The sequence below is a fragment of the Pseudolysobacter antarcticus genome, assembly GCF_004168365.1.
Taxonomy (GTDB): domain Bacteria; phylum Pseudomonadota; class Gammaproteobacteria; order Xanthomonadales; family Rhodanobacteraceae; genus Pseudolysobacter; species Pseudolysobacter antarcticus.
This window is the reverse complement of record NZ_CP035704.1, coordinates 1000144-1020336: the sequence shown is the minus strand read 5'-3', so window position 1 is coordinate 1020336 and position 20193 is coordinate 1000144. Positions and strand designations below refer to the sequence as shown.

The following is a 20193-nucleotide window of genomic DNA, read 5'->3' as shown; positions in this document are numbered from 1 at the left end:
TCACGATCTGGCGCAGCGAATTCGCCGACGCCGCGCACCTGGGTTTGATTCATCGTCTGTGCGCTCATTGCACCGGAGCTCCCACGGCCTGTGCTGCGTTGATGAAGCCATAACCGTCAACCGGGCTGTAACCCGCACCGATTCGGTTGCGCATCACGCCACTGAAGGTGCCGGTCGAGGTCGTACCCGAGAACGTCATGCCGTTCGGGTTGATCGTGCCAGTCGGGAGCGATACACCGCCGCCGAACAGGTCACCGAGGTAACCGGAACTCTGCGTGCCGCCAGTCGGGCCAGTACCAGGAACTGTACCTGTAACCGACGACGAATGGTTCGGGCCACGCGCCACGGTGTAACGCAGAACCTTGCCACTGGTGAAGCTGCTGTCGAAGGTCAGCCCCATCGTCCACCACTGGTTTGTGCCGTTCGAAGGCAGCGGCGCGAGGTTGGTATAGGCCACAGCAGTCACCGAGGCCGCCAGCACGCTTGAGGCACTGCCCACGGTGAATGCCTTGACCGCCGGCAGGAACGACAGCCCAGGGTAGCTGTTCTCGAAGTAGGTCACGGTCGGTGGTGTGGTGGCCGGAGTCACGTCGGCATAGCCGTTGTTGCCGCCCGTCACGTGGCCGCCCGTTGCAGCCGTCGCATCCGGGTTGAACTTCAGCGCGGTCAGATTGCCTGCTCCGATGTAGCTTACCGAGATCGCGTTGGCGTCCTGTGAACCTGTGCCGGTTCCAGCCGTGCCGCTACCATCACTGCCGACCACAATCCGGATGGTCTCACCGCTGCTGGTGGTTGCGAAACCACTGGCGTATGACGGATCGAGGTCATGGCTGAAGGTATTGTGCTCAAGCAACGTGGTCATCTGCGTCGGCGTCAGGCTGTGATGACCGCCATGCGCCTGCAATACCAGGGCACCGATGGCCGCCGCATGCGGACCCGCCGCACTGGTACCGGAGAAGTTGCCGTTGGTGTCGCTGTCAGAGCCTGAGTCACCGACAAAGTAGACGTTCATGTTTGACGAAACGTTACCGGCATCGGCCGCCGCAAGACGCGGTTCGCGACGGATTTCGGGCAGCGGCATGAAGTTGCCGTTGGCATCGAAATAGATCCGCACCGGACCTGGTGAGGTGAAGATTTCCGGCAACGACGGACGGAACACACTATAGGCCGCCATACCGTTGGTGCCGACTGCCATGGCGTGGCCAGACGTGGTAACGGTGTTGTAGGTGAAATACTCCGCCGGCCCGATGCCAGTCGCACCATTGCCCGGGATCAAATACCGCACATGCGTTGGGCCACCATTTGGAGCCACATTGGCACGAGCGATCACGTATTGCACCTGAGTCTGAGCCGGAGTCGTGCCGGTCAGACGCGGCGTCACACCGATTTCGATCGGCTCGTTGGTGGCGAAGTTGTTACTGACCAGCGAGCTGTTCGGCAGATAGTTGCCGTTCATGTCGAACACAAGCAGGTTGACGTCGGTAGAAATGCTGTTGCCGGTGAAGCCCGAGGCGGTGCGCACGGTCACGGTGTAGGTGCCGATAGCAGCCGCGTAATGCGACACCACGACGCTATAACCTGTGCCGGTAACGGGTGCAAAGAAACGCACAATTTCATCGGTACCCGTGTCTTGCGGTCCGATCACGACGTTGCCGCTTGGATCCTTCACGGTAACGATCGAATCGAAGGTACTGCCGGCGTTTGCGGTCGAATCGACTTCGATCAGGCTGCCCGCAGTGATCGAGGCCGTGACGTTGAACGTCTGACTCGCTGAGGTGCTCGGATCTTCGATATCACCGGGCGCCGTCAACAGCGTTGCGGTGAAGTTCGGCGCGGTGTTCTGATCGTAAGGATCATTCCACTGCAGTACGGTCGGCGAATTGTTGGTCTGACCGATAACATTTACCGTCTGGGCAATGTCCAGTGCGCCTGGGACCGGATTGAAGTTGTGGAAGCCGCCGGCGTATAAGCCGGTCGGTATGGTTGCCAGGTTAATGTTGGAGCCAACCAGTGCGGTATTGGTCGCTGAGGTATTGCCCGTGCCGTTGCCGACCCAGCGCAGTTCGGAATCGTAGCCGTTGGTGCCGATATCGTTCGCAGCCGATGAGAAATAGCTCACACCGAAGGCAACCGCATCATTGACGCCCGCACCGATGATGCCGTCCTGAAAGTACGGTTCATCGAAGTAGCCAACGTCATCGCAGATGGTATCGGCAGCGAAAGTCTGGCCCGGATACAGGTTGGCCGGAATGCCGGCGAGCGAGCGGATATTGTTAGCAAAACCCACTTCACCGGTATTTGCCGTAGCGAATGCAAGCTGGGCTTTCGGCGCCATTTTGTAACCGATCTGGATCATGCCGCGACCTTCATCGTCGCTTGTGCCGTCGGAAAGATCATCCTGCAGCACCACGACCGGCTGGGTGTTGACCGGGTTGGACGGATCGCCCGGCAGGTCGAAGTTGGTGACGTCGATCGACGCGGGATGCGGATCTGGCAAGCCCGTCTGCACACTAGTCGTGTGCGCGTTGTAGCTATTCGAGATGAAGCCGATGCTCATGCCCTGGCCTTCCCAGTCGGCAGTCGCCGCAGGGTTGTAGTACTGGTTGATCTTGTCGATACCGTGCTGGAACACGCCCTGATCGAACGTAGTACCAAGACGCTTATAGGTACCGCCAATGACAGCGCCAGGCTCAGGCGCTGCCGCTTGGGCATTGTTCGGCGTCGAGGAGTGTGCATGACGCGGCTGCAGCTCTAGAATGACCGAACGCACGCCGGTGGAGTTAGCTAGCGCGGCAACGTCAGCCGGCGCGACCCAAGCATTGAAGACGCCGACGTGACGATAGCTGTTGTCCACCGCAGTCACTTCGAGTGAGGCGATCTGGCTCGGCAGCGAGCTGGTGAGTGCTGCTGCGCTTTTGTTTGGCGACGGATTCACGCGTACCAGGTAACGACCGTTGGCGTCCTTGATCGCCAACGCATCCATGCTTTGTGCCTGTTCGGTGACGAACCCTTGATACGGCGCCGCAGCCTGCAAGGCCGCGCCTTTCAGGCCAGCGACGGCAACATTGCTGGCGACGATCTTGTCGAGACCGTTGCCGAGATTCTGCGGCACCGGCTGCGCGGCGAAGACTGGAGCAGCGAATACCGCGAGTGACGCACACGCCAGCAGGGCTGAAGATCTTACGCGTGAGTGTTGATAAAAGATGGCGATACGACGGGACAACGAGAGCATGATGAACCTCGTGAAATTGGTAAACAAATTTTGGGGCAATTAGCCGGCACCTGCGGAAGCTCCTGCAACGTTGGCAATCCATCGTTGAATGGATGGTGTTGAGGATCTCTGGGTGCGAAAACGAGGCTTCCTGAAAAATTCCTGAATCCGCAGCTATCCGTTATATGCGAAGTTGTAACAACTGGCAATCCGTCCAGCGGCCTTTTTTGCCGCATCCAGTATTTTTACATCAGTTAAGATTTTTTCAGGAATGTAAGCTGCTTTGTTTTGACAAATGGCGTTGTCGCACATTAACCGACTGAAGCCTGAGCTGCGAACAGTCGCTTGGACAAAATCTCGAAGCGCAAATCATCGCGCTTGGGCAAGCCGAAACGGGCATCGCCGTAAGGAAACGGTTTGAAGATGCCAGTGCGTTGATAACCCCGACGTTCGTACCACGCGATCAGTTCGTCGCGAATCGAAATCACTGTCATCTGCATGTCGCAACACTGCCAATCATTGCGCGCGATACGTTCACCCTCGGCCAGCATCGCGCGACCGATACCGCTGCCCTGTTCGGTCGGGTTGACTGAAAACATGCCGAAATAGCACGCATCATTCTGCCGCTCGATATGCGCGCACGCGCGCAGTTCGCCGCTGCTATGCGTGAGCAACAACACGCGACTGTGCTCGTGTGCGATCAGACGAGCGACGTCGGCGGCATCGGTGCGTTGTCCGTCGAGTATGTTGGCTTCGGTAGTCCAGCCCTGGCGACTGCTGTCGCCGCGATAGGCGGATTCGACCAAGGCAACGATGGCATCGACATCGGCAGCGGTGGCGTTACGGAAATTCAAAGTGTCGCTCACGGTGTTGGTGACTCCGCAGTTTCGGTGGTGATGGATGGGTGCTTGTCCCACGCCGCGAGCAACGTCGCCCACGGCAGCAACGCACATTTCAAGCGTGCCGGATAACGACGTAATTCGCCCAGCGCTTCGAGCTCGCCGAGATCGCCGAGATCGCCGGAGGCGCTCGCACCAGGGCCGGCGCGCAGCGATGCATCGAAATCTACGAACAGCGTTTCTATTTGCTCGCGGCGCAGACCGATTACACGTTCGCTCATCATTGATGCGGTCGCCGTGGTGATCGCGCAGGATTCGCCGCTGAAGGAGATGTCGCGCAGCACATCCTCATCGATGCGCAATTCGATGCGCACATGATCGCCACACAATGGGTTGTGACCGACGGCATTGTGCGTCGCCTGCAGCAACGCTCCGTAATGACGCGGCGCGCGATGATGATCGAGCACGATTTGTTGATAGAGATTGGCGACGGACATGGCGCCTAGTTTATCTGCGATGCCGGAAGAAAATTCAATGGCAGTTTTTCATTGCGGGCGAGTCCGGAATTATTCGGGCTTCGCCAGCACGCACAGCTACAACAGCATGTTGCGCGCACGCAGCAGCGCGGTGATGAAAATATCGATCTCGTCGCGCGTGTTGTAGAACGCGAGCGATGCGCGAGCGGTCGCAGCCACACCGAAGAACTGCATCAACGGATGCGCGCAATGATGCCCCGAACGTACGGCCACGCCATCGGTATCGAGAATCGTCGCGAGATCGTGCGCGTGCACGCCTTCGATCAGGAATGAAATCACCGCCGCCTTGCCGGGTGCCGTGCCGAAAATGCGCATGCCAGGAATCGTATTCAGTTGCTCAGTGGCGTAACCGAGCAAATCGTTTTCGACGGCACGAATGGTTTCGATGCCGAGCGCATTGATGTAGTCGATCGCCGCTCCGAGCCCAATCACACCGGCGATATTCGGTGTGCCGGCCTCGAACTTGTACGGCAACTCATTGAAGATGGTTTTGTCGAACGTGACCTGCTTGATCATCTCGCCACCGCCCATGAACGGCGGCATCGAATCGAGAATCGCACGCTTCGCCCAGAGCATGCCGGTGCCGGTCGGGCCGAACATCTTGTGTCCGGTAATCGCGTAGAAATCGCAGCCGAGCGCTTGTACATCGATGCGCAAATGCGGCGCTGCCTGCGAGCCATCAACAAGCACCGGAATGCCGCGCGCGCGCGCCATCGCGGTGATGCGCGCGATCGGATTGACCGTGCCGAGCACATTCGACACGTGCGTCAGCGCGAGCAGTTTCACGTGCGGCGTAAGCAGCGCATCGAGCTGATCGAGCAGCAGTTCGCCCGATGCGCTGATCGGCGCGACTTTGATCTTCGCGCCAGTACGTTCGCAGACCAGCTGCCACGGCACGATGTTGGCGTGATGCTCCATCTGCGTCAGCAGGATCTCATCACCGGGTTGCAGCCGCGGCAACGCCCACGAATACGCCACGAGATTGATCGACTCAGTCGTGCCGCGCGTGAAAATTACCTCATCGCGCGACGGCGCATTGATGAACGCGCGCAACTTGTCGCGTGTCGCTTCGTACAACGCCGTCGCCTCGCTGCCGAGCGTATGCACCGCGCGTGAAACATTGGCGTTGTGGCGGCGGTAATAACCATCCACTGCCTCGATCACGCCCAGCGGTTTTTGTGCGGTATTGGCGTTGTCGAAATATACCAGCGGCTTGCCGTGCACTTGACGCTGCAACGCCGGGAAATCGGCGCGATAACGCTGCACATCGAACTCGGCAACAGCGGTGGAACGAATGATCGCACTCATGGGTGCGCGGCCTGCGGCAAACGCGCCTGCAACAGCTGGGTCACATGTTCGCGCAACACTGCCGGCTCGATCTGCGCCAGGGCTTGCGCGCAAAATGCCTGGATCAAAAGCACGCGCGCCTGGGCCAGCGGCAGACCACGCGAGCGCAGATAAAACAGCGCGCTTTCGTCGAGCTGGCCGACAGTCGCACCGTGACTGGCTTGCACTTCGTCAGCATAAATTTCGAGCACGGGTTTGGTATCGATTTCGGCCTGTGCCGACAGCAGCAGGTTCTTGTTGCTGAGTCGCGCATCGGCGCCATCGGCGCCGGCGTGGATGGTGATTGCACCATTGAACACACCGCGCGCGCGGCCATCGGCAACACCGCGCCAGAACAAATCACAACGCGTATTCAACGCGCGATGATCGACGCTGAGCTGGTTGTCGACATGCTGGCGTTTGTCCAGCACGAACACGCCACGCACCGATGCTAACGCGTGATCGCCAACCAGATCGATACGCAAATCGTGACGCGCCAATGCCGTTCCAAGATCGAGATTATTCAACTGCAAGCGCGCATGTTTCGCGAGCGAAAATTCGCTGCGCTGGATCAGGCTGGCTTGTTCGCCTTCGTTCTGCATACGCAGCAGATTCAGCGTCGCATTTTCGCGCAGACGATATTCGGCAAAGACATTACCCAGATTGGCATGTGTTGCAGCGCCGAGATGATGTTCGACGATATCGAGTCGCGCGCCTTCGCCGAGTTCAAAAATATTGCGCACGTGCCAGGCAATATCCGCAGCAGCAGGCGCACCGATAAAGACCAGATGCAGCGGCGTCATGATTTGCGCGCCCGCCGCAACTCGCACTACCGCACCATCGCGCGCGAACGCCGCGTTCAGACGCGCAAAACTCTCGGCATTATTCGTGAAATTGCGCCCAAGAAAAAAACGCAGCGGCTCGGCATCACCTTGCAACAGCGCGCTGAGCGGCTGCACATCCAAGCCTTGCGGCAAGTCGGCGAGCCGGGAAAGATCAGCGCGAAACGAGCCATTCACAAAAACCAGACGCGCACCATCCAAACCGGGCAAGGCAAGCTCGGCAGGATCGATCGCGTGTTGCACCGCTTGCGTATCGCGCGATGCAAATGCTCGCTGATCGAGCGCGCGCAGCGCCGTGTATTTCCACGTTTCATTGTGCGTCGTCGGCAAACCGCTTTTAGCGACCGCTTGCAAATTATCGTGGCGCGCCGCATTCAGCCACGCGATTCCACGCCCCGGCTGCGACGTCTTGTCAGCCGCAAAAGCATCCAGTAGCGATTGCACGAAAACACTCATGGCGTGGCCGCGGTATCCGCGAGCTTGCGCTGTTGCAACCACGCGTAACCTTGCTCTTCGAGTTTCAGCGCGAGGGTTTTGTCGCCGCTCTGCACGATCTTGCCATCGGCCAGCACATGCACAAAATCCGGCACGATGTAGTCGAGCAGGCGCTGATAATGCGTAATCACAATGAAGGCGCGATCCGGCGAACGCAGCTGGTTCACGCCATCCGCGACCATTTTCAGCGCATCGATATCGAGGCCGGAATCGGTTTCATCGAGCACCGCGAGTTTCGGTTCGAGCACCGCCATCTGGAAAATCTCGTTACGTTTTTTTTCACCCCCGGAAAAACCTTCATTGACCGCGCGACGCAGCAGTTCGTCCTTGAGATGCAGTACCTTGAGTTTTTCGCGCACGCGCTTGAGAAACTGCATCGAGTCGAGTTCTTCTTCGCCGCGTTTTTTGCGCTGCGCATTGAACGCCGCGCGCAGGAAATACGTGTTGTTCACACCCGGAATTTCAACCGGATACTGGAACGCCAGAAACATGCCCACAGCGGCGCGTTCTTCGGGTTCGAGCTCAAGCAGATTCTTGCCGAAATATTCGACCGAGCCCTGTGTGACTTCGTAACCCTCGCGACCAGCGAGGATATTGCCGAGCGTGGATTTGCCCGCACCATTCGGCCCCATGATCGCGTGCACTTCACCCGCATTCACCGTCAGCGAAAGGCCTTTGAGGATTTCCTTGCCCGCAACACGGACGTGGAGGTTTTCGATTTTCAACATAAGTTAACCACTTTCCTTGATTTTGTTGCGTTCGGCGCGCTCGAATTCATCGACATCCATCAAATGCGTGCGCGCCGACCAGCATGAATGCGACCTCATGCTTGTCGAGTAATTGCAAGAACTCTTTCAAGTCTCGGTTCAATGCCATATTTCCACATCAGATGACGCGCGCGCAGCGCGATGAGCGCCGCCAAACGCTGCTCCGCACTGAACCGACTCCATAGTTCAACCTCACTCGGCTCTTCGCCGAAGCGATATTTCGCAGCAACACGCTCAATCGGGCCGTCCGCAAAAAGGCCGGCCAAATCCAATGGTTCGGATGAGGTCATCGTCAGCTCCATTCCACAACGTCGATCAGCCCACCGCGCCTTCCAGACTCACTTCCAGCAACTTTTTCGCTTCCACCGCAAACTCCATCGGCAGCTCCTTGAACACCGCCTTGCAGAAGCCGTCGACGATCAGCGATACCGCGTCTTCTGCGCTGATGCCGCGCGAACGACAGTAGAACAATTGGTCGTCGGAAATTTTCGATGCGGTCGCTTCGTGTTCGACGATCGCAGTCGGATTTTTTACTTCGATATACGGGAAGGTATGTGCGCCGCAATGTTTGCCGATCAGCAGACTGTCGCACTGCGTGTAGTTGCGCGCACCGCTGGCGGTCGGCTGCACGCGCACAAGGCCGCGATAGGTGTTCTGGCCGTGCCCGGCGGAGATGCCTTTCGAGATGATCTTGCTTTTGGAATTCTTGCCGATGTGGATCATCTTGGTGCCGGTATCGGCCTGCTGGCGATGGTGCGTGAGCGCAACCGAATAAAACTCGCCGACCGATTCCTCGCCGAACAATACGCAGCTCGGATATTTCCACGTGATCGCCGAGCCGGTTTCAACCTGGGTCCACGAAATCTTGCTGCGATAACCACGACATGCGCCGCGTTTGGTGACGAAATTGAAAATGCCGCCAACGCCGTTCTCGTCGCCCGGATACCAATTTTGCACCGTCGAATATTTGATATTGGCATTGTCCAGCGCCACCAATTCGACCACCGCCGCGTGCAATTGATTTTCATCGCGCATCGGCGCGGTGCAACCTTCAAGATACGAAACCTGACTGCCTTCCTCGGCAATAATCAGCGTGCGCTCGAATTGGCCGGTATTCAGCGCGTTGATGCGGAAATACGTGCTGAGTTCCATCGGGCAACGCACGCCCTTCGGGATGAATACGAAGCTGCCATCCGAGAACACTGCGGAATTCAACGCGGCGAAATAATTGTCGGTATGCGGCACCACACTGCCGAGATATTGCTTGATAAGTTCGGGATGTTCTTTCACCGCTTCGGAGAACGAACTGAAAATCACGCCGGCTTCGGCGAGCTCCTTGCGGAACGTCGTGCCGACGGATACCGAATCAAACACCGCATCGACCGCTACACCGGCGAGACGCGCGCGTTCATGCAGTGGCACGCCCAGCTTGTCGTAGACTTCGAGCAGTTTCGGATCGACATCGGCCAGCGATTTTGGGCCTTCCTTCGGCGCAGCAAAATAGCTGATCGACTGAAAATCGATCGGCGCGATTTCGAGCTTGGCCCATTCCGGCGGTGTCATCGTGAGCCAGTGGCGATAGGCTTTTAGGCGCCACTCGGTGAGCCATTCGGGCTCGTTCTTTTTCGCCGAGATCAGGCGCACGGTGTCTTCGCTGAGACCCGGCGGCACGATGTCGGTGGCGATGTCGCTGACAAAACCGTGCTCGTAGCGACGATTGCTGACCAGTGCTTCGACTTCGGTAAGTTCGGTTGCCATTGTCTCGTTCACTCAGGCCAGCGCTACATGCAGCGCTGGCGATTTTGGCCGTTTAGACGGCTGAAGCATATCGGCGAGGCTGACGTTTTTCAGCGCTGCTTCAATCACATCGCTGATGCGGCGCCAGTTGCCACGCACGCCGCAATGCGACTCGCGTGTGCAACTGCCGCTGTGCGCACTGCATTCGGTCATGCCAAACGGGCCTTCGATCGCGACGAGGATTTCTGCCAGACTGATTTGCTCGGCCGCGCGCGCCAGACGATAACCGCCGTTGACGCCGCGAAACGAATCCACAAGGCCGGCTTGCGACAATTGCTTGAGTAGCTTGCTTACCGTCGGCAACTCCAGACGCGCACGCTCGGCCAGCGCGAAAGCGCTGTGCACGGCGGTAGGATCTTCGGCCAGACTGGCCATGACCACGGTGGCGTAATCGGTGAGTTTGCTGACGCGTAACATGCTGGCTACTCGATAATGTACCAAAATGGTACTATTTTGCGCCGCGATGCGCAACGCAGCGCATGCAGTTCTGCATTCTCCGCAACATGTTCCGTGTCGAAAAGCTGGCCACAACATGTCACACTGATAGACTGCGCGCAGAATCTTTGCCGCGAATCACAGTATGTCGACAGACCGCGAAAACGCGATGCGCGAATGGCTTACGGCCACCCTGGGGCGCAGCGATTACCAACTCGAACGCGCGTCCGTCGATGCGAGTTTTCGTCGTTATCTGCGCCTGAGTGTGGCCGGGTCGCCGACACGCATCGTCATGGATGCGCCGCCTGCCACCGAAAAACTCAACACGCCGATCTGGCTCGATGTCGCGACACGCCTGCGCTCCGCCGGTTTGAATACGCCAGAAGTTTTCGCGCAGGATCTGGAGCGCGGATTTCTGCTGATCAGCGACCTCGGCGCGCGTCCATACCTCGACGAGCTCAATGAGAAAACCGTCGATCAACTTTATGCCGATGCGCTGGCTGCGTTGCTGTCGATGCAGACGAAAATTTCCAGCGAACAGTTGCCGCCTTTCAACGAAGCGTGGCTGACGATGGAGCTGGAGTTGATGCCGCAGTGGTTCCTGCAACGCCATCTCGGCCATGCCTTGAACTGCGATGAATGGGACATCATCGAACTCGCGTTTCGCACCTTGATCAATTCAGCGCAGGCACAGCCACATGCTTTCATGCATCGTGATTTCCACAGTCGCAACCTGATGATTACCAACGCCAACAATCCCGGCATCATCGATTTCCAGGGCGCGATGCGCGGCCCGATCACTTATGACTTGGCTTCACTTTTGCGCGACTGTTATATCGCGTGGCCGCAAGCGCGCATCGATGTCTGGGTAGAGGATTACCGGCAGCGCCTGGCGCATGCGGGAATCACACATTCCGACAGCGCACAGTTTCGGCGCTGGTTCGACCTGATCGGTTTGCAGCGCCATATCAAGGTGCTCGGCATTTTTTGCCGGCTCTGGTATCGCGATGGCAAGCCGGGCTACCTCAAGGATTTGCCGCTGGTGTTGCGTTACGTGATTTCGGTGGCGCAACGTTATCCAGAACTCGGCGAACTCGCGGTTTTGCTCGAACGCGCGATCGGTGTGCGCGACATCACCGAGCCGCGCAACGATGCGAGCATGGCATCGACATGAGTCCGAAAAAACCCATCACGCATGCGCTGATTTTCGCTGCCGGACGCGGCGAGCGCATGCGTCCGCTGACCGATCACACGCCCAAGCCGTTGCTGTATGTACGCGGCAAACGACTGATCGAATATCACCTCGAAAAACTCGCTGCCGCAGGCGTGCGCGACGTCGTGATCAATACCTCGTATCTGGCCGAACAATTTGCGCCGGCACTCGGCGATGGCAGTCGCTGGGGCTTGCGTCTGCATTTCAGCTACGAGGGCGCTACGCCGCTGGAAACCGGTGGCGGCATGTTGCATGCCTTGCCACTGCTCGGTAATGCGCCATTTATCGCAGTCAATGGCGACATATTAACCGACTTTAATTTTTCTGCGTTGCCGCAAAATCCGACTAAACTCGCACATCTGATCATGGTGGATAATCCGTCGCATAATCCATCCGGCGATTTTTCTCTGGCAGACGGATTGCTGCACGACGGCATTTCATTAAAACAAACGTTTGCCGGCATCGGTGTTTATCGTCCGGAATTGCTTAGCGCGCAAACAGCAGGTAGATTCCCGCTCGCACCGATATTGCGCCGCGCGATGGTCCGGGGGGACATCAGCGGCGAACATTATTGCGGCGAATGGACGGATGTGGGGAGCCCCACGCGCCTTGCCGAACTCGAGACGATTCTGTCCTGAGGGATTTTTAATTCAGCGCACCTATACGGCGGCATTGCCCGTCGTCATTGTCGTGCCACAAAAATACGGTCAAATAATCGACTTCACTTCTATTTATGCTCGGGAGGGTATTCATGCAGTTTAATTCGATCCACCGTTATTTCTCGCCGCTCGCCATTGCGCTCGGTCTCGCCGTTTCCTCCGGCGCCGCGTTCGCCACGGACTATCAGGATCATTACGAATTCGAGGCCAGCCTGTACGCGCCGTACACCGCGTCGGCCGATCATTCGCGCGTGTTCGATCTGCAGTTCCGTTTTCCGGGTGCCGACGATGGCACCGTGGTGGCGTGGCGCGTCGATATAAGCGATGACGATGGTTTCACCGTGCGTACCTTGCGCGGCGAATCGCGCATCGTGAATGGCGAAGGGTCGCAGCGCGTGCCATGGTCCGAACGCGATCCGCAAAACGGGTCGCTGGCCTACGGTTTTTATCACGTGCACATGCGCGCGTATGCGCTGAATCCGCTGACCGAACGCAGCTTCGCTTACGCGCCGTTGAATCAGCGTGTCGAACAAGCGCTGCAGATCAATCCGGATGAAGTCGCCGAACAGACGTTCGATATCCAGGTCGGCAACATGACCAAACCGGTGATGCCGGAATTCGCGGCGCTGCCAACTAGCGCTTCGCACAAAGCTCCGGCGCAACCGACCTTGCAACAATCCGCGCCCGCCACCGATGGCCTGCCCTACACCGTGTATTTCGGCAACCTGCACAGCCAGACCAATCATAGCGATGGCGGTGGCGATCTCAGCACCTGCACCGATGCGCAGAATCCGCAGGCCGGCAAATACGGCCCCGCCGATGCGTATCCTTACGCGTTGAACAAGGGCCTGGATATCCTCATGACATCCGAGCACAACCATCTGTTCGATGGCTCGACCGGCACCAATGCATCGGCCAATCCGACCACGGCGAAAAACCTGTATCAGTCCGGCCTGACCGCGGCGAGCAGCTTTAATGCGGCGCACCCGGGTTTCCTCGCGATCTACGGCATGGAATGGGGCGTGATCAACAACGGCGGCCACATGAATATATTCAATTCGCCGAAGTTGCTGGAGTGGGAAACCAATAGTTCCGGCCAATTGATCGGCGACATCCTGACCGCTAAAGGCGATTACGCCGGCCTGTACACGCTCATGAAAACCAACGGCTGGGTCGGCCAGTTCAACCATCCGGCCAGCAGCGGCCAGTTCGTCGTCGGCAGCACGGCGCTGGGCTACACCGCCGATGGCGATCAGGTGATGGCGTTGTGCGAAGTGCTCAACTCCTCGGCGTTCTCGCACAACACCACCGAAACCGAAACCAGTCGCAGCACCTATGAAGGCGCTTGCAACAAGGCGCTGGAAGCGGGTTACCACGTCGCCTTCAGCACGGACCAGGACAACCACTGCGCGAATTGGGGCGCGAGTTACACCAACCGCACCGGCATCCTGATTCCAACCGGCACCACACTGACCCTGCAAAGCTTCATCGATGCGGTCAACGCACGCCATGTATTTGCGACGATGGACAAGACCGCGCAGCTGATCCTGACCACGAGCGGCGGCCACATCATGGGCGATCGTTTTAACAACGCCGGTGCGCTCACCTTGACCGCGAACTACGCCAGCACGTCGGGCAAGACTGCATCGCAGGTGCAGATCTACACCGGCGTACCGGGCAGCAACGGCACAGTGGCACTGCTCGGCTCGACCGCGACGATCACCACCACACCGACCACCGGCGCGCATTTCTACTACGCCAAGGTGACGCAGAGTGATGGCAATTCGTTGTGGTCGGCACCGGTATGGGTGACGCAAGGCACGGGTGGCGGTGATACCACGCCACCCACGGTAAGCGCCTCGGAATCCGGCAGCAGTGGCACGATCACCTTGTCGGCCACAGCGAGTGATGCGGTCGGCGTGAGCAAGGTCGAGCTGTATGTCGACGGCGCACTGAAGGCCACCGATACCAGCTCGCCGTATTCGAGCACGCTGGATTCGACCACGCTCGCCAACGGCAGCCACAGTCTGGTCGCGAAAGCCTACGACGCCGCGAACAATATCGGCACCAGCAGCACGGTGACGTTCTCGATCAACAACGCCACGAGCGGCGACACCACGCCACCGACGGTCAGCGCGAGCGAGTCTGGCACGAGCGGCACGATCACGCTGTCGGCCACAGCGAGCGACAACGTTGGCGTGAGCAAGGTCGAGTTTTATATCGATGGCACGCTCAAGGTCACCGATACGACATCGCCGTATTCGACTACGCTCGATTCAACCACGCTGAGCAACGCGAGCCATACCCTAGTCGCGAAAGCCTACGATGCGGCGAACAACGTCGGCAGCAGCAGCACGGTCAGCTTCACGATCAGCAATGCGACCAGCACGCCGGTCGAGCGCGTCTTGAACGGTGGATTCGAATCCGGCGCCACGAGTTGGACGGCGACAACCGGCGTGATCAGCACCGATTCGGGCGAAGCCGCGCATGCGGGAAGCTACAAGGCGTGGCTCGACGGTTACGGCACCGCGACCACCGATACGGTCGTGCAAACCGTGGCGATTCCGTCAACCGCGAGCAGCGCGACCTTGAGCTTCTGGTTGCATATCGACACCGCGGAAACCTCGACCACCAAGGTCTACGACACGCTCACGGTGCAGCTGCAATCGACCACGGGCGCGGTGCTGGCGACCTTGGCGACGTATTCGAACCTCAACGCCAACACGGGCTACGCACAGAAGAGTTTCGATGTCAGTGCGTACAAGGGCCAGAGCGTGAAGATTTATTTCAAGGGCGTTGAAGATGCGCAGGATCAAACCTCGTTCGTGCTCGACGATGTCAGCCTGAAAACCCAGTAAGCGAAAAAGAAATATCCTGCGGCACACGGATGTGCCGCCATCATTGATCAGCACCTACAAATCGCAGATCAGTATTTTTGCATCCGCCAAGAGTGAACCTTCGCGCTCACTCTTGCGCCGGATCACGCTCCAGCAGCTTGCGCAGAAACGGCAAGGTGATGCGACGTTGCGCCGCGAGCGATTCACGATCAAGCCGATCAAGCAATGTGGTCAGGCTGCCGAGATCGCGCGCCTGATGCACGAACAAATAATCCAGCACGGTATCTTCCAGCGTCAGCCCACGCGTGGCGGCACGCTGGCGCAGGACTTCGCGGCGATCGTCATCCGACAACGGTTTCAGCAACGCCTGGGTGCAGCTCGACAAGCGCGAAACCAGATCCGGCAATTGCAGACCGATTTGCGCCGGCCCGGCATTGGCCGCGAATATCAACGTGGCCTGTTCAGCACGACAGCGGTTGTAGAGGTCGAACAGCGCATGCTCCGCCTCGCGCTGACCGGCAATTGACTGGATATCGTCGATGCACAAGAGATCGCTGCCACCGAGTGCACGAATGGCATTCGCATCGGGTGTCGGCAGGCGCGCCAGCGCGAGATATTGGGCGCGGTGTCCAGCCACTTCGGCAGCGGCGCAGGCGGCGATCAGCAAATGGGTTTTGCCGGTGCTGGCGCTGCCCGAAAGAAATACCCACGACGAGTTTTCCGCCTGCGCGCTTTGGCGCAAAAGATCCAGCGCGGCCGCATTTTCACCCGCGACAAAATACTCGAAACGCTGTTGTCCGGGCCAGCGCAGATTCAGTGGCAGCTGCGCCGATACCGAAGAATTTTGCACGTTCATCCGTTGCCTGCGGACTGCTCGGCCGAGACGGAATGCGCCATCGATTCGACCACGACGATTCCGATTTCCTCCGCGCCCGGAGTTTCAACACGATAAAGCTCACTGGCGTGATAACGCTGGTGCAAATAACGCAGCAGCACCATCACCACCGATGCCACCGGCAGCGCCAGCAACACGCCGACAAAACCGAATAGTTGCCCACCTGCCAGAATTGCAAAAATCACCGCAACCGGATGCAGCCCAATCTTGTGACCGATCAAGCGCGGCACCAGCACATAGCTTTCAAGCAGGTTGCCGACTGCGAAAACGCCGGCGACCAAAATTACATGTTGCCAGTCACCGTATTGCACGAGTGCGGCGATCACGCCCATGACTACGCCGACGATGCTGCCGAGATAGGGCACAAAACTGATCAGACCCGCGATCACCCCGATCAACGGACCGACGTCGATGCCAACCAGTTTCAGGCCCAGCGCATAGATCACACCGAGTGCAATCATCACGCTGAGCTGGCCGCGCATGAACGCGCTGAGGACATCATCGGAATCACGTGCGAGCTGGGTCACTACCGGCTCGATCGAGCGCGGAATCAGCTCTCGAATCTGTGCGAGCAGTTCATCCCAGTCACGCATCAGATAAAACGCCACGACCGGAATAATCACGAGATCTGCGATCCAGCCGAGCAGCGCAAAACCGGATTTGGAAACCTTGGCGATCACCACCGCGGCGATGCCGCCGGCCTGACTCAAATGTTCCTTGAGCATGTCGACCAGTTGCTGACTATCGGGCCAATCCAGGCTCACGTCGAAATGCTCCTGCAGCCACGGTGCGGCGTTCTTGTGCACCCAGTTGATCCATAGCGGCAACTGCGTGTAGAAGCTAACGATCTGCTTCTGCATGAACGGCACGAGCACGAGCAGGATAGCCACCAGCAATAGCACCATCAACGCAAACACGATGCTCACCGCGAGACTGCGCGGCACGCGCCAGCGTTGCAACAGATGCACGAACGGGTTGAACAGATAAGCGAAGATCGCGGCGATCACGAACGGCGTCAGCGCCGGGCCGAGCAGGTACAGCACCGTGACGATAGCGATACCGAGCGCCGCCATCTGCCAGCGGGTATTCCAGTGCGTTGTCATCGTGTTATTTCTCGCGTGAGGTGGCGCGGCGTACGCGTGCGGCACGGCGCGACCACTTGAGCACATAATCCAGGCCGCTCGCCAGCGTAGCGATCGCGACCAGCCAGATCGCGGCCGTGAGCAGCATCACCGGTACATCGACCCAGCTACTCAGATGCACGAGTTGCAGCAGCACGTAACCGATTTGCAGCACGGTGGTGATTTTGCTCAGCGTGGTCGGCTCGGCGCTGAGCCGCCCGATCAAGGTGTGATACAGCAGCGCTCCGGCAACGATTACCAGATCGCGACCGATCACCAGCCACGTCAGCCACAGCGGATGCGCGCCGGTCAGGCCGAGTGCCACGAACGACACGATCAGCAGCAGCTTGTCGGCAATCGGATCGAGCAAGCCGCCGAGCCAGCTTTGCCAGCCGTAACGCTTCGCCAGGAAACCATCCAGCGCATCGCTGAAACCGGCGATTGCGGCGACAATCAGCGCACTGTCGTAATGCCGTTCGCGAATCAGCCACGCGAGCGGCAGCACCAGCAGCATGCGCAGCACGGTCAGCAGATTCGGCAGGTGGCGCATCATTGCGCGATAAAACTCGACATCGGAAATTCAGCCTGAAGTGGGGTGCGGCTTCCTTGTGGCACTACGGACGGAACAGTAACTGCAGATCCACGCCATCGATCGCTTTCGCGTCCGACAGCGGACTCAGCGTCTGCGCCGCCGCGAGATTTTCGAGCAAGCGCTGCATACCGCTGCGCAGTTTGAGTGCGACCAGCATGCCATCGTCGTGCGCGCGTTCAGGCGTCGCCGCGAGCACATTGTCGCTGCCGAGCAGCGCAGCCATGGCTCGCGAATAATCCGCCGCCGAACGCATGCCGCTGATCCATACGCGCATATTGCCGCCCTGCTCCGGTACTACATTGCCGGTTTCATTTTCGTGGCCGCCGAGATGCAACCTGCGCAGCAGATCGTCCACCGCCGCCGGATCGAACTGCGCACTCAACAGCAGATGCGACGACGATGCATTCGCGCCGCTATCAGCGCTGCGCACGTACTGATATTGCTGCACGAAATTCGACGCTTGCGCCGAGGCTTTCAGCACATCAGCACGGGTCGCCACGCCGGCATCGCCGGACAACCGCGCCAGCACCTGCCCCAGCGCGATGCGCAATCCGGCGACACGATCGTCGTCCGATTGGCTGTTGACCGGCACGTCGGCGCTGTAGGCCGGATCGCCCGCGGCAAACACGCGCGATGGAACCGGCACCAAGCCGATAACTAAAAAGAGTGCGGCAAACACGTGGACAAAGGCACGATTCACAATCGGTTCCCGATCTCGACAGAGAGGATAAAGGGCGGTCAGTCTGCCCAATCCGCTGCTGCGCGTCCATCAAACACGTTGCAAGCTGCCTTGCCGCAAGTCGTGCGGGCCGACCATGTATCGCGCCGACAGAGGTCTCGCGGCGGCTTCCCTGCTATCATTCGCGCCCCGAATCCCAGCCGATTGCGCCGCATGTCCAAAGAGAAGGAAGCCCTCACCTATCGCGCCGCCGGCGTGGATATCGACGCCGGCAATGCCGTGGTCGAGCGTATCAAACCGCTGGTCGCGCGCACCTTCCGCAAGGAAGTGATGTCCGGCCTCGGTGGCTTCGGCGCGCTGTTCGAACTGGCCGGGCGCTACAAGGAACCGGTACTGGTTTCCGGCACCGACGGCGTCGGCACCAAACTCAAACTCGCGCAGATTCTGAATCGTCACGACACGATCGGCATCGACCTAGTCGGCATGTGCGTCAACGACGTGCTCGTGCAAGGTGCGGAATCGCTGTTCTTCCTCGATTATTTTGCGACCGGCAAACTCGATGTCGATACCACGGTGGCGGTGGTCGGCGGCATTGCGAAAGGCTGCGAACTCGCCGGTTGCGCCTTGATCGGTGGCGAGACCGCCGAGATGCCCGATATGTATCCGCCAGGCGAATACGATCTGGCCGGATTCTGCGTCGGCGCGGTGGAAAAATCCGCGCTGATCGATGGCAGCAAGATTCAGGCGGGCGACGCGATCATCGGCATCGCATCGAGCGGCGCACATTCGAACGGTTATTCGCTGATCCGCCGCATTGTCGAACGCGCGGGCAGTCCGTTCGATCTCGATCTCGGCGGAATCACGTTGGCCGATGCGCTGATGGCGCCGACCACGATCTACGTCAAACCGATCCTCGATTTGCTCAAGGCACAGCCGGTGCATGGCATGGCGCATATCACCGGCGGTGGCCTCAAGGAAAACATCATCCGGGTCGTGCCTGAAGGCCTCGGCATCGTGCTTGACGCGAAGAGCTGGCGCCAGCCAGCGGTATTCGACTGGCTGCAGCGCGAAGGCAACGTCGCCAACGAAGAAATGTGGCGCACCTTCAACTGCGGCATCGGCTACACCTTGATCGTGGGGCAAGCGCAGGTCGGCGCGACCATCGCGGCATTGAAATCACTGCAGCTCGAAGCCTGGCAGATTGGTGTGATCGAGAATACGGCGGGCGATGAGCGTGTCCGCATCGGCTGAAAATAGTCGCACCGATTTATTGCCGATTGTCGTACTCGCCTCCGGGCGTGGCTCGAATCTGCAGGCGCTGATCGATGCGCGCGATGCTGGTACGTTGGCCGTGGAAATTCGCGGTGTGCTGTCCGACAAACCGAAATGCCAAGCCTTGCAGCGTGCGCGCGACGCCGGCATTGCGACTGTCGCGCTGAGTCCGCGCGACTATGCGGATCGCGCGAGTTTCGATCGCGACTTGTTCGCACGCATCGCGGAATTTTCGCCACGCCTGATCGTGCTCGCGGGTTTCATGCGTGTTCTCGATCCGGCCGTGGTCAGCGCGTGTGCCGGGCGCATGATCAATATCCATCCCTCATTGCTGCCGAAATATCCGGGGCTGCATACCCACCAGCGTGCGCTCGACGCGGGCGATGCGCTGCACGGCAGCAGCGTGCATATCGTCACGCCGACGCTGGATGCGGGGCCGGTGATCGCGCAGGCGCAGATCCAGATTCAATCGGATGACAACGCCGAAACATTGGCCGCAAGATTGCTGCCGCTGGAACATCACTTGTTGTGCGCGTGTATCGCGCTGATCGCAAACGATCGCATTCACTTGGCGTCGGATGACTGGCGCTGCGACGGCCAGCATTTGCCAGGACCGCTGCAACTCGGTGGCGATGGCGAGCTTGCACAGCGCTGAGCCAATCGCCGACACGGACGAC

18 protein-coding genes are annotated in these 20193 nt (G+C 59.1%); 5 read left to right on the top strand and 13 right to left on the bottom strand.

Annotated elements, in window-relative coordinates; translation table 11 throughout:
* Positions 1 to 64: 64 nt before the first annotated feature.
* The 9 genes from ELE36_RS04365 to ELE36_RS04325 all read right to left on the bottom strand — a co-directional run bounded on the left by ELE36_RS04365 (position 65) and on the right by ELE36_RS04325 (position 10230).
* Positions 65 to 3232, bottom strand: a complete 3168-nt coding sequence (locus ELE36_RS04365; protein ID WP_129831929.1) for a hypothetical protein — start codon at positions 3230 to 3232, stop codon at positions 65 to 67.
* Between the two features lie 290 nt (positions 3233 to 3522).
* Complete coding sequence (locus ELE36_RS04360) at positions 3523 to 4077, bottom strand: GNAT family N-acetyltransferase (protein WP_242512361.1); 555 nt, start codon at positions 4075 to 4077, stop codon at positions 3523 to 3525.
* Positions 4074 to 4547 carry a Fe-S cluster assembly sulfur transfer protein SufU gene (sufU, locus tag ELE36_RS04355; protein WP_129831927.1) on the bottom strand — a complete coding sequence of 158 codons (474 nt, stop codon included), beginning with the start codon at positions 4545 to 4547 and terminating at the stop codon, positions 4074 to 4076. The genes ELE36_RS04360 and sufU overlap by 4 nt, the downstream gene beginning before the upstream one ends.
* A 96-nt stretch (positions 4548 to 4643) precedes the next feature.
* Positions 4644 to 5894 carry a cysteine desulfurase gene (locus ELE36_RS04350; protein WP_129831926.1) on the bottom strand — a complete coding sequence of 417 codons (1251 nt, stop codon included), beginning with the start codon at positions 5892 to 5894 and terminating at the stop codon, positions 4644 to 4646.
* Positions 5891 to 7210: a Fe-S cluster assembly protein SufD gene (gene sufD, locus ELE36_RS04345; RefSeq protein WP_129831925.1), complete on the bottom strand. Its 1320-nt coding sequence runs from the start codon at positions 7208 to 7210 to the stop codon at positions 5891 to 5893. The genes ELE36_RS04350 and sufD overlap by 4 nt, the downstream gene beginning before the upstream one ends.
* Positions 7207 to 7977, bottom strand: a complete 771-nt coding sequence (sufC, locus tag ELE36_RS04340) for a Fe-S cluster assembly ATPase SufC (protein WP_129831924.1) — start codon at positions 7975 to 7977, stop codon at positions 7207 to 7209. Before sufC ends, sufD begins: the two co-directional genes overlap by 4 nt.
* A gap of 95 nt (positions 7978 to 8072) precedes the next feature.
* Positions 8073 to 8306, bottom strand: coding sequence for a hypothetical protein (locus ELE36_RS04335; RefSeq protein ID WP_129831923.1), 234 nt, complete (start codon positions 8304 to 8306; stop codon positions 8073 to 8075).
* Positions 8307 to 8331: 25 nt separating this feature from the next.
* Positions 8332 to 9774 (bottom strand): Fe-S cluster assembly protein SufB, encoded by a 1443-nt coding sequence (sufB, locus tag ELE36_RS04330; RefSeq protein WP_129831922.1) that lies wholly within the window; start codon positions 9772 to 9774, stop codon positions 8332 to 8334.
* Positions 9775 to 9786: 12 nt separating this feature from the next.
* Positions 9787 to 10230 (bottom strand): SUF system Fe-S cluster assembly regulator, encoded by a 444-nt coding sequence (locus ELE36_RS04325; RefSeq protein ID WP_129831921.1) that lies wholly within the window; start codon positions 10228 to 10230, stop codon positions 9787 to 9789.
* A gap of 163 nt (positions 10231 to 10393) precedes the next feature.
* Between ELE36_RS04325 and ELE36_RS04320 the strand changes: the two genes are divergently transcribed.
* The 3 genes from ELE36_RS04320 to ELE36_RS04310 all read left to right on the top strand — a co-directional run bounded on the left by ELE36_RS04320 (position 10394) and on the right by ELE36_RS04310 (position 14978).
* Entirely contained in the window at positions 10394 to 11422 is a 1029-nt protein-coding gene (locus ELE36_RS04320; RefSeq protein WP_129831920.1) for an aminoglycoside phosphotransferase family protein, read from the top strand.
* A 14-nt stretch (positions 11423 to 11436) separates the two neighbouring features.
* Positions 11437 to 12099: an N-acetylmuramate alpha-1-phosphate uridylyltransferase MurU gene (gene murU / locus ELE36_RS04315; protein WP_129836602.1), complete on the top strand. Its 663-nt coding sequence runs from the start codon at positions 11437 to 11439 to the stop codon at positions 12097 to 12099.
* A 113-nt stretch (positions 12100 to 12212) separates the two neighbouring features.
* Positions 12213 to 14978 (top strand): Ig-like domain-containing protein, encoded by a 2766-nt coding sequence (locus ELE36_RS04310; protein ID WP_165371471.1) that lies wholly within the window; start codon positions 12213 to 12215, stop codon positions 14976 to 14978.
* A 106-nt stretch (positions 14979 to 15084) separates the two neighbouring features.
* Here the strand turns inward: ELE36_RS04310 and hda are convergent, their stop codons facing one another.
* The 4 genes from hda to ELE36_RS04290 all read right to left on the bottom strand — a co-directional run bounded on the left by hda (position 15085) and on the right by ELE36_RS04290 (position 18265).
* Positions 15085 to 15813, bottom strand: a complete 729-nt coding sequence (hda, locus tag ELE36_RS04305; RefSeq protein WP_129831919.1) for a DnaA regulatory inactivator Hda — start codon at positions 15811 to 15813, stop codon at positions 15085 to 15087.
* The gene (locus ELE36_RS04300; RefSeq protein WP_129831918.1) at positions 15810 to 16955 is read right to left on the bottom strand and encodes an AI-2E family transporter; all 1146 of its coding nucleotides are present in this window, start codon (positions 16953 to 16955) and stop codon (positions 15810 to 15812) included. Before ELE36_RS04300 ends, hda begins: the two co-directional genes overlap by 4 nt.
* Positions 16956 to 16959: 4 nt before the next feature.
* Positions 16960 to 17526: a CDP-alcohol phosphatidyltransferase family protein gene (locus ELE36_RS04295; protein ID WP_207215855.1), complete on the bottom strand. Its 567-nt coding sequence runs from the start codon at positions 17524 to 17526 to the stop codon at positions 16960 to 16962.
* Positions 17527 to 17587: 61 nt separating this feature from the next.
* Positions 17588 to 18265, bottom strand: coding sequence for a DUF2066 domain-containing protein (locus ELE36_RS04290; protein ID WP_165371470.1), 678 nt, complete (start codon positions 18263 to 18265; stop codon positions 17588 to 17590).
* A 192-nt stretch (positions 18266 to 18457) separates the two neighbouring features.
* Here ELE36_RS04290 and purM point away from each other — a divergent pair, with 192 nt between their 5' ends.
* Positions 18458 to 19495 (top strand): phosphoribosylformylglycinamidine cyclo-ligase, encoded by a 1038-nt coding sequence (purM, locus tag ELE36_RS04285; protein ID WP_129831915.1) that lies wholly within the window; start codon positions 18458 to 18460, stop codon positions 19493 to 19495.
* Positions 19479 to 20171 (top strand): phosphoribosylglycinamide formyltransferase, encoded by a 693-nt coding sequence (gene purN, locus ELE36_RS04280; RefSeq protein WP_242512359.1) that lies wholly within the window; start codon positions 19479 to 19481, stop codon positions 20169 to 20171. The genes purM and purN overlap by 17 nt, the downstream gene beginning before the upstream one ends.
* The last annotated feature ends 22 nt before the right edge of the window (positions 20172 to 20193 follow it).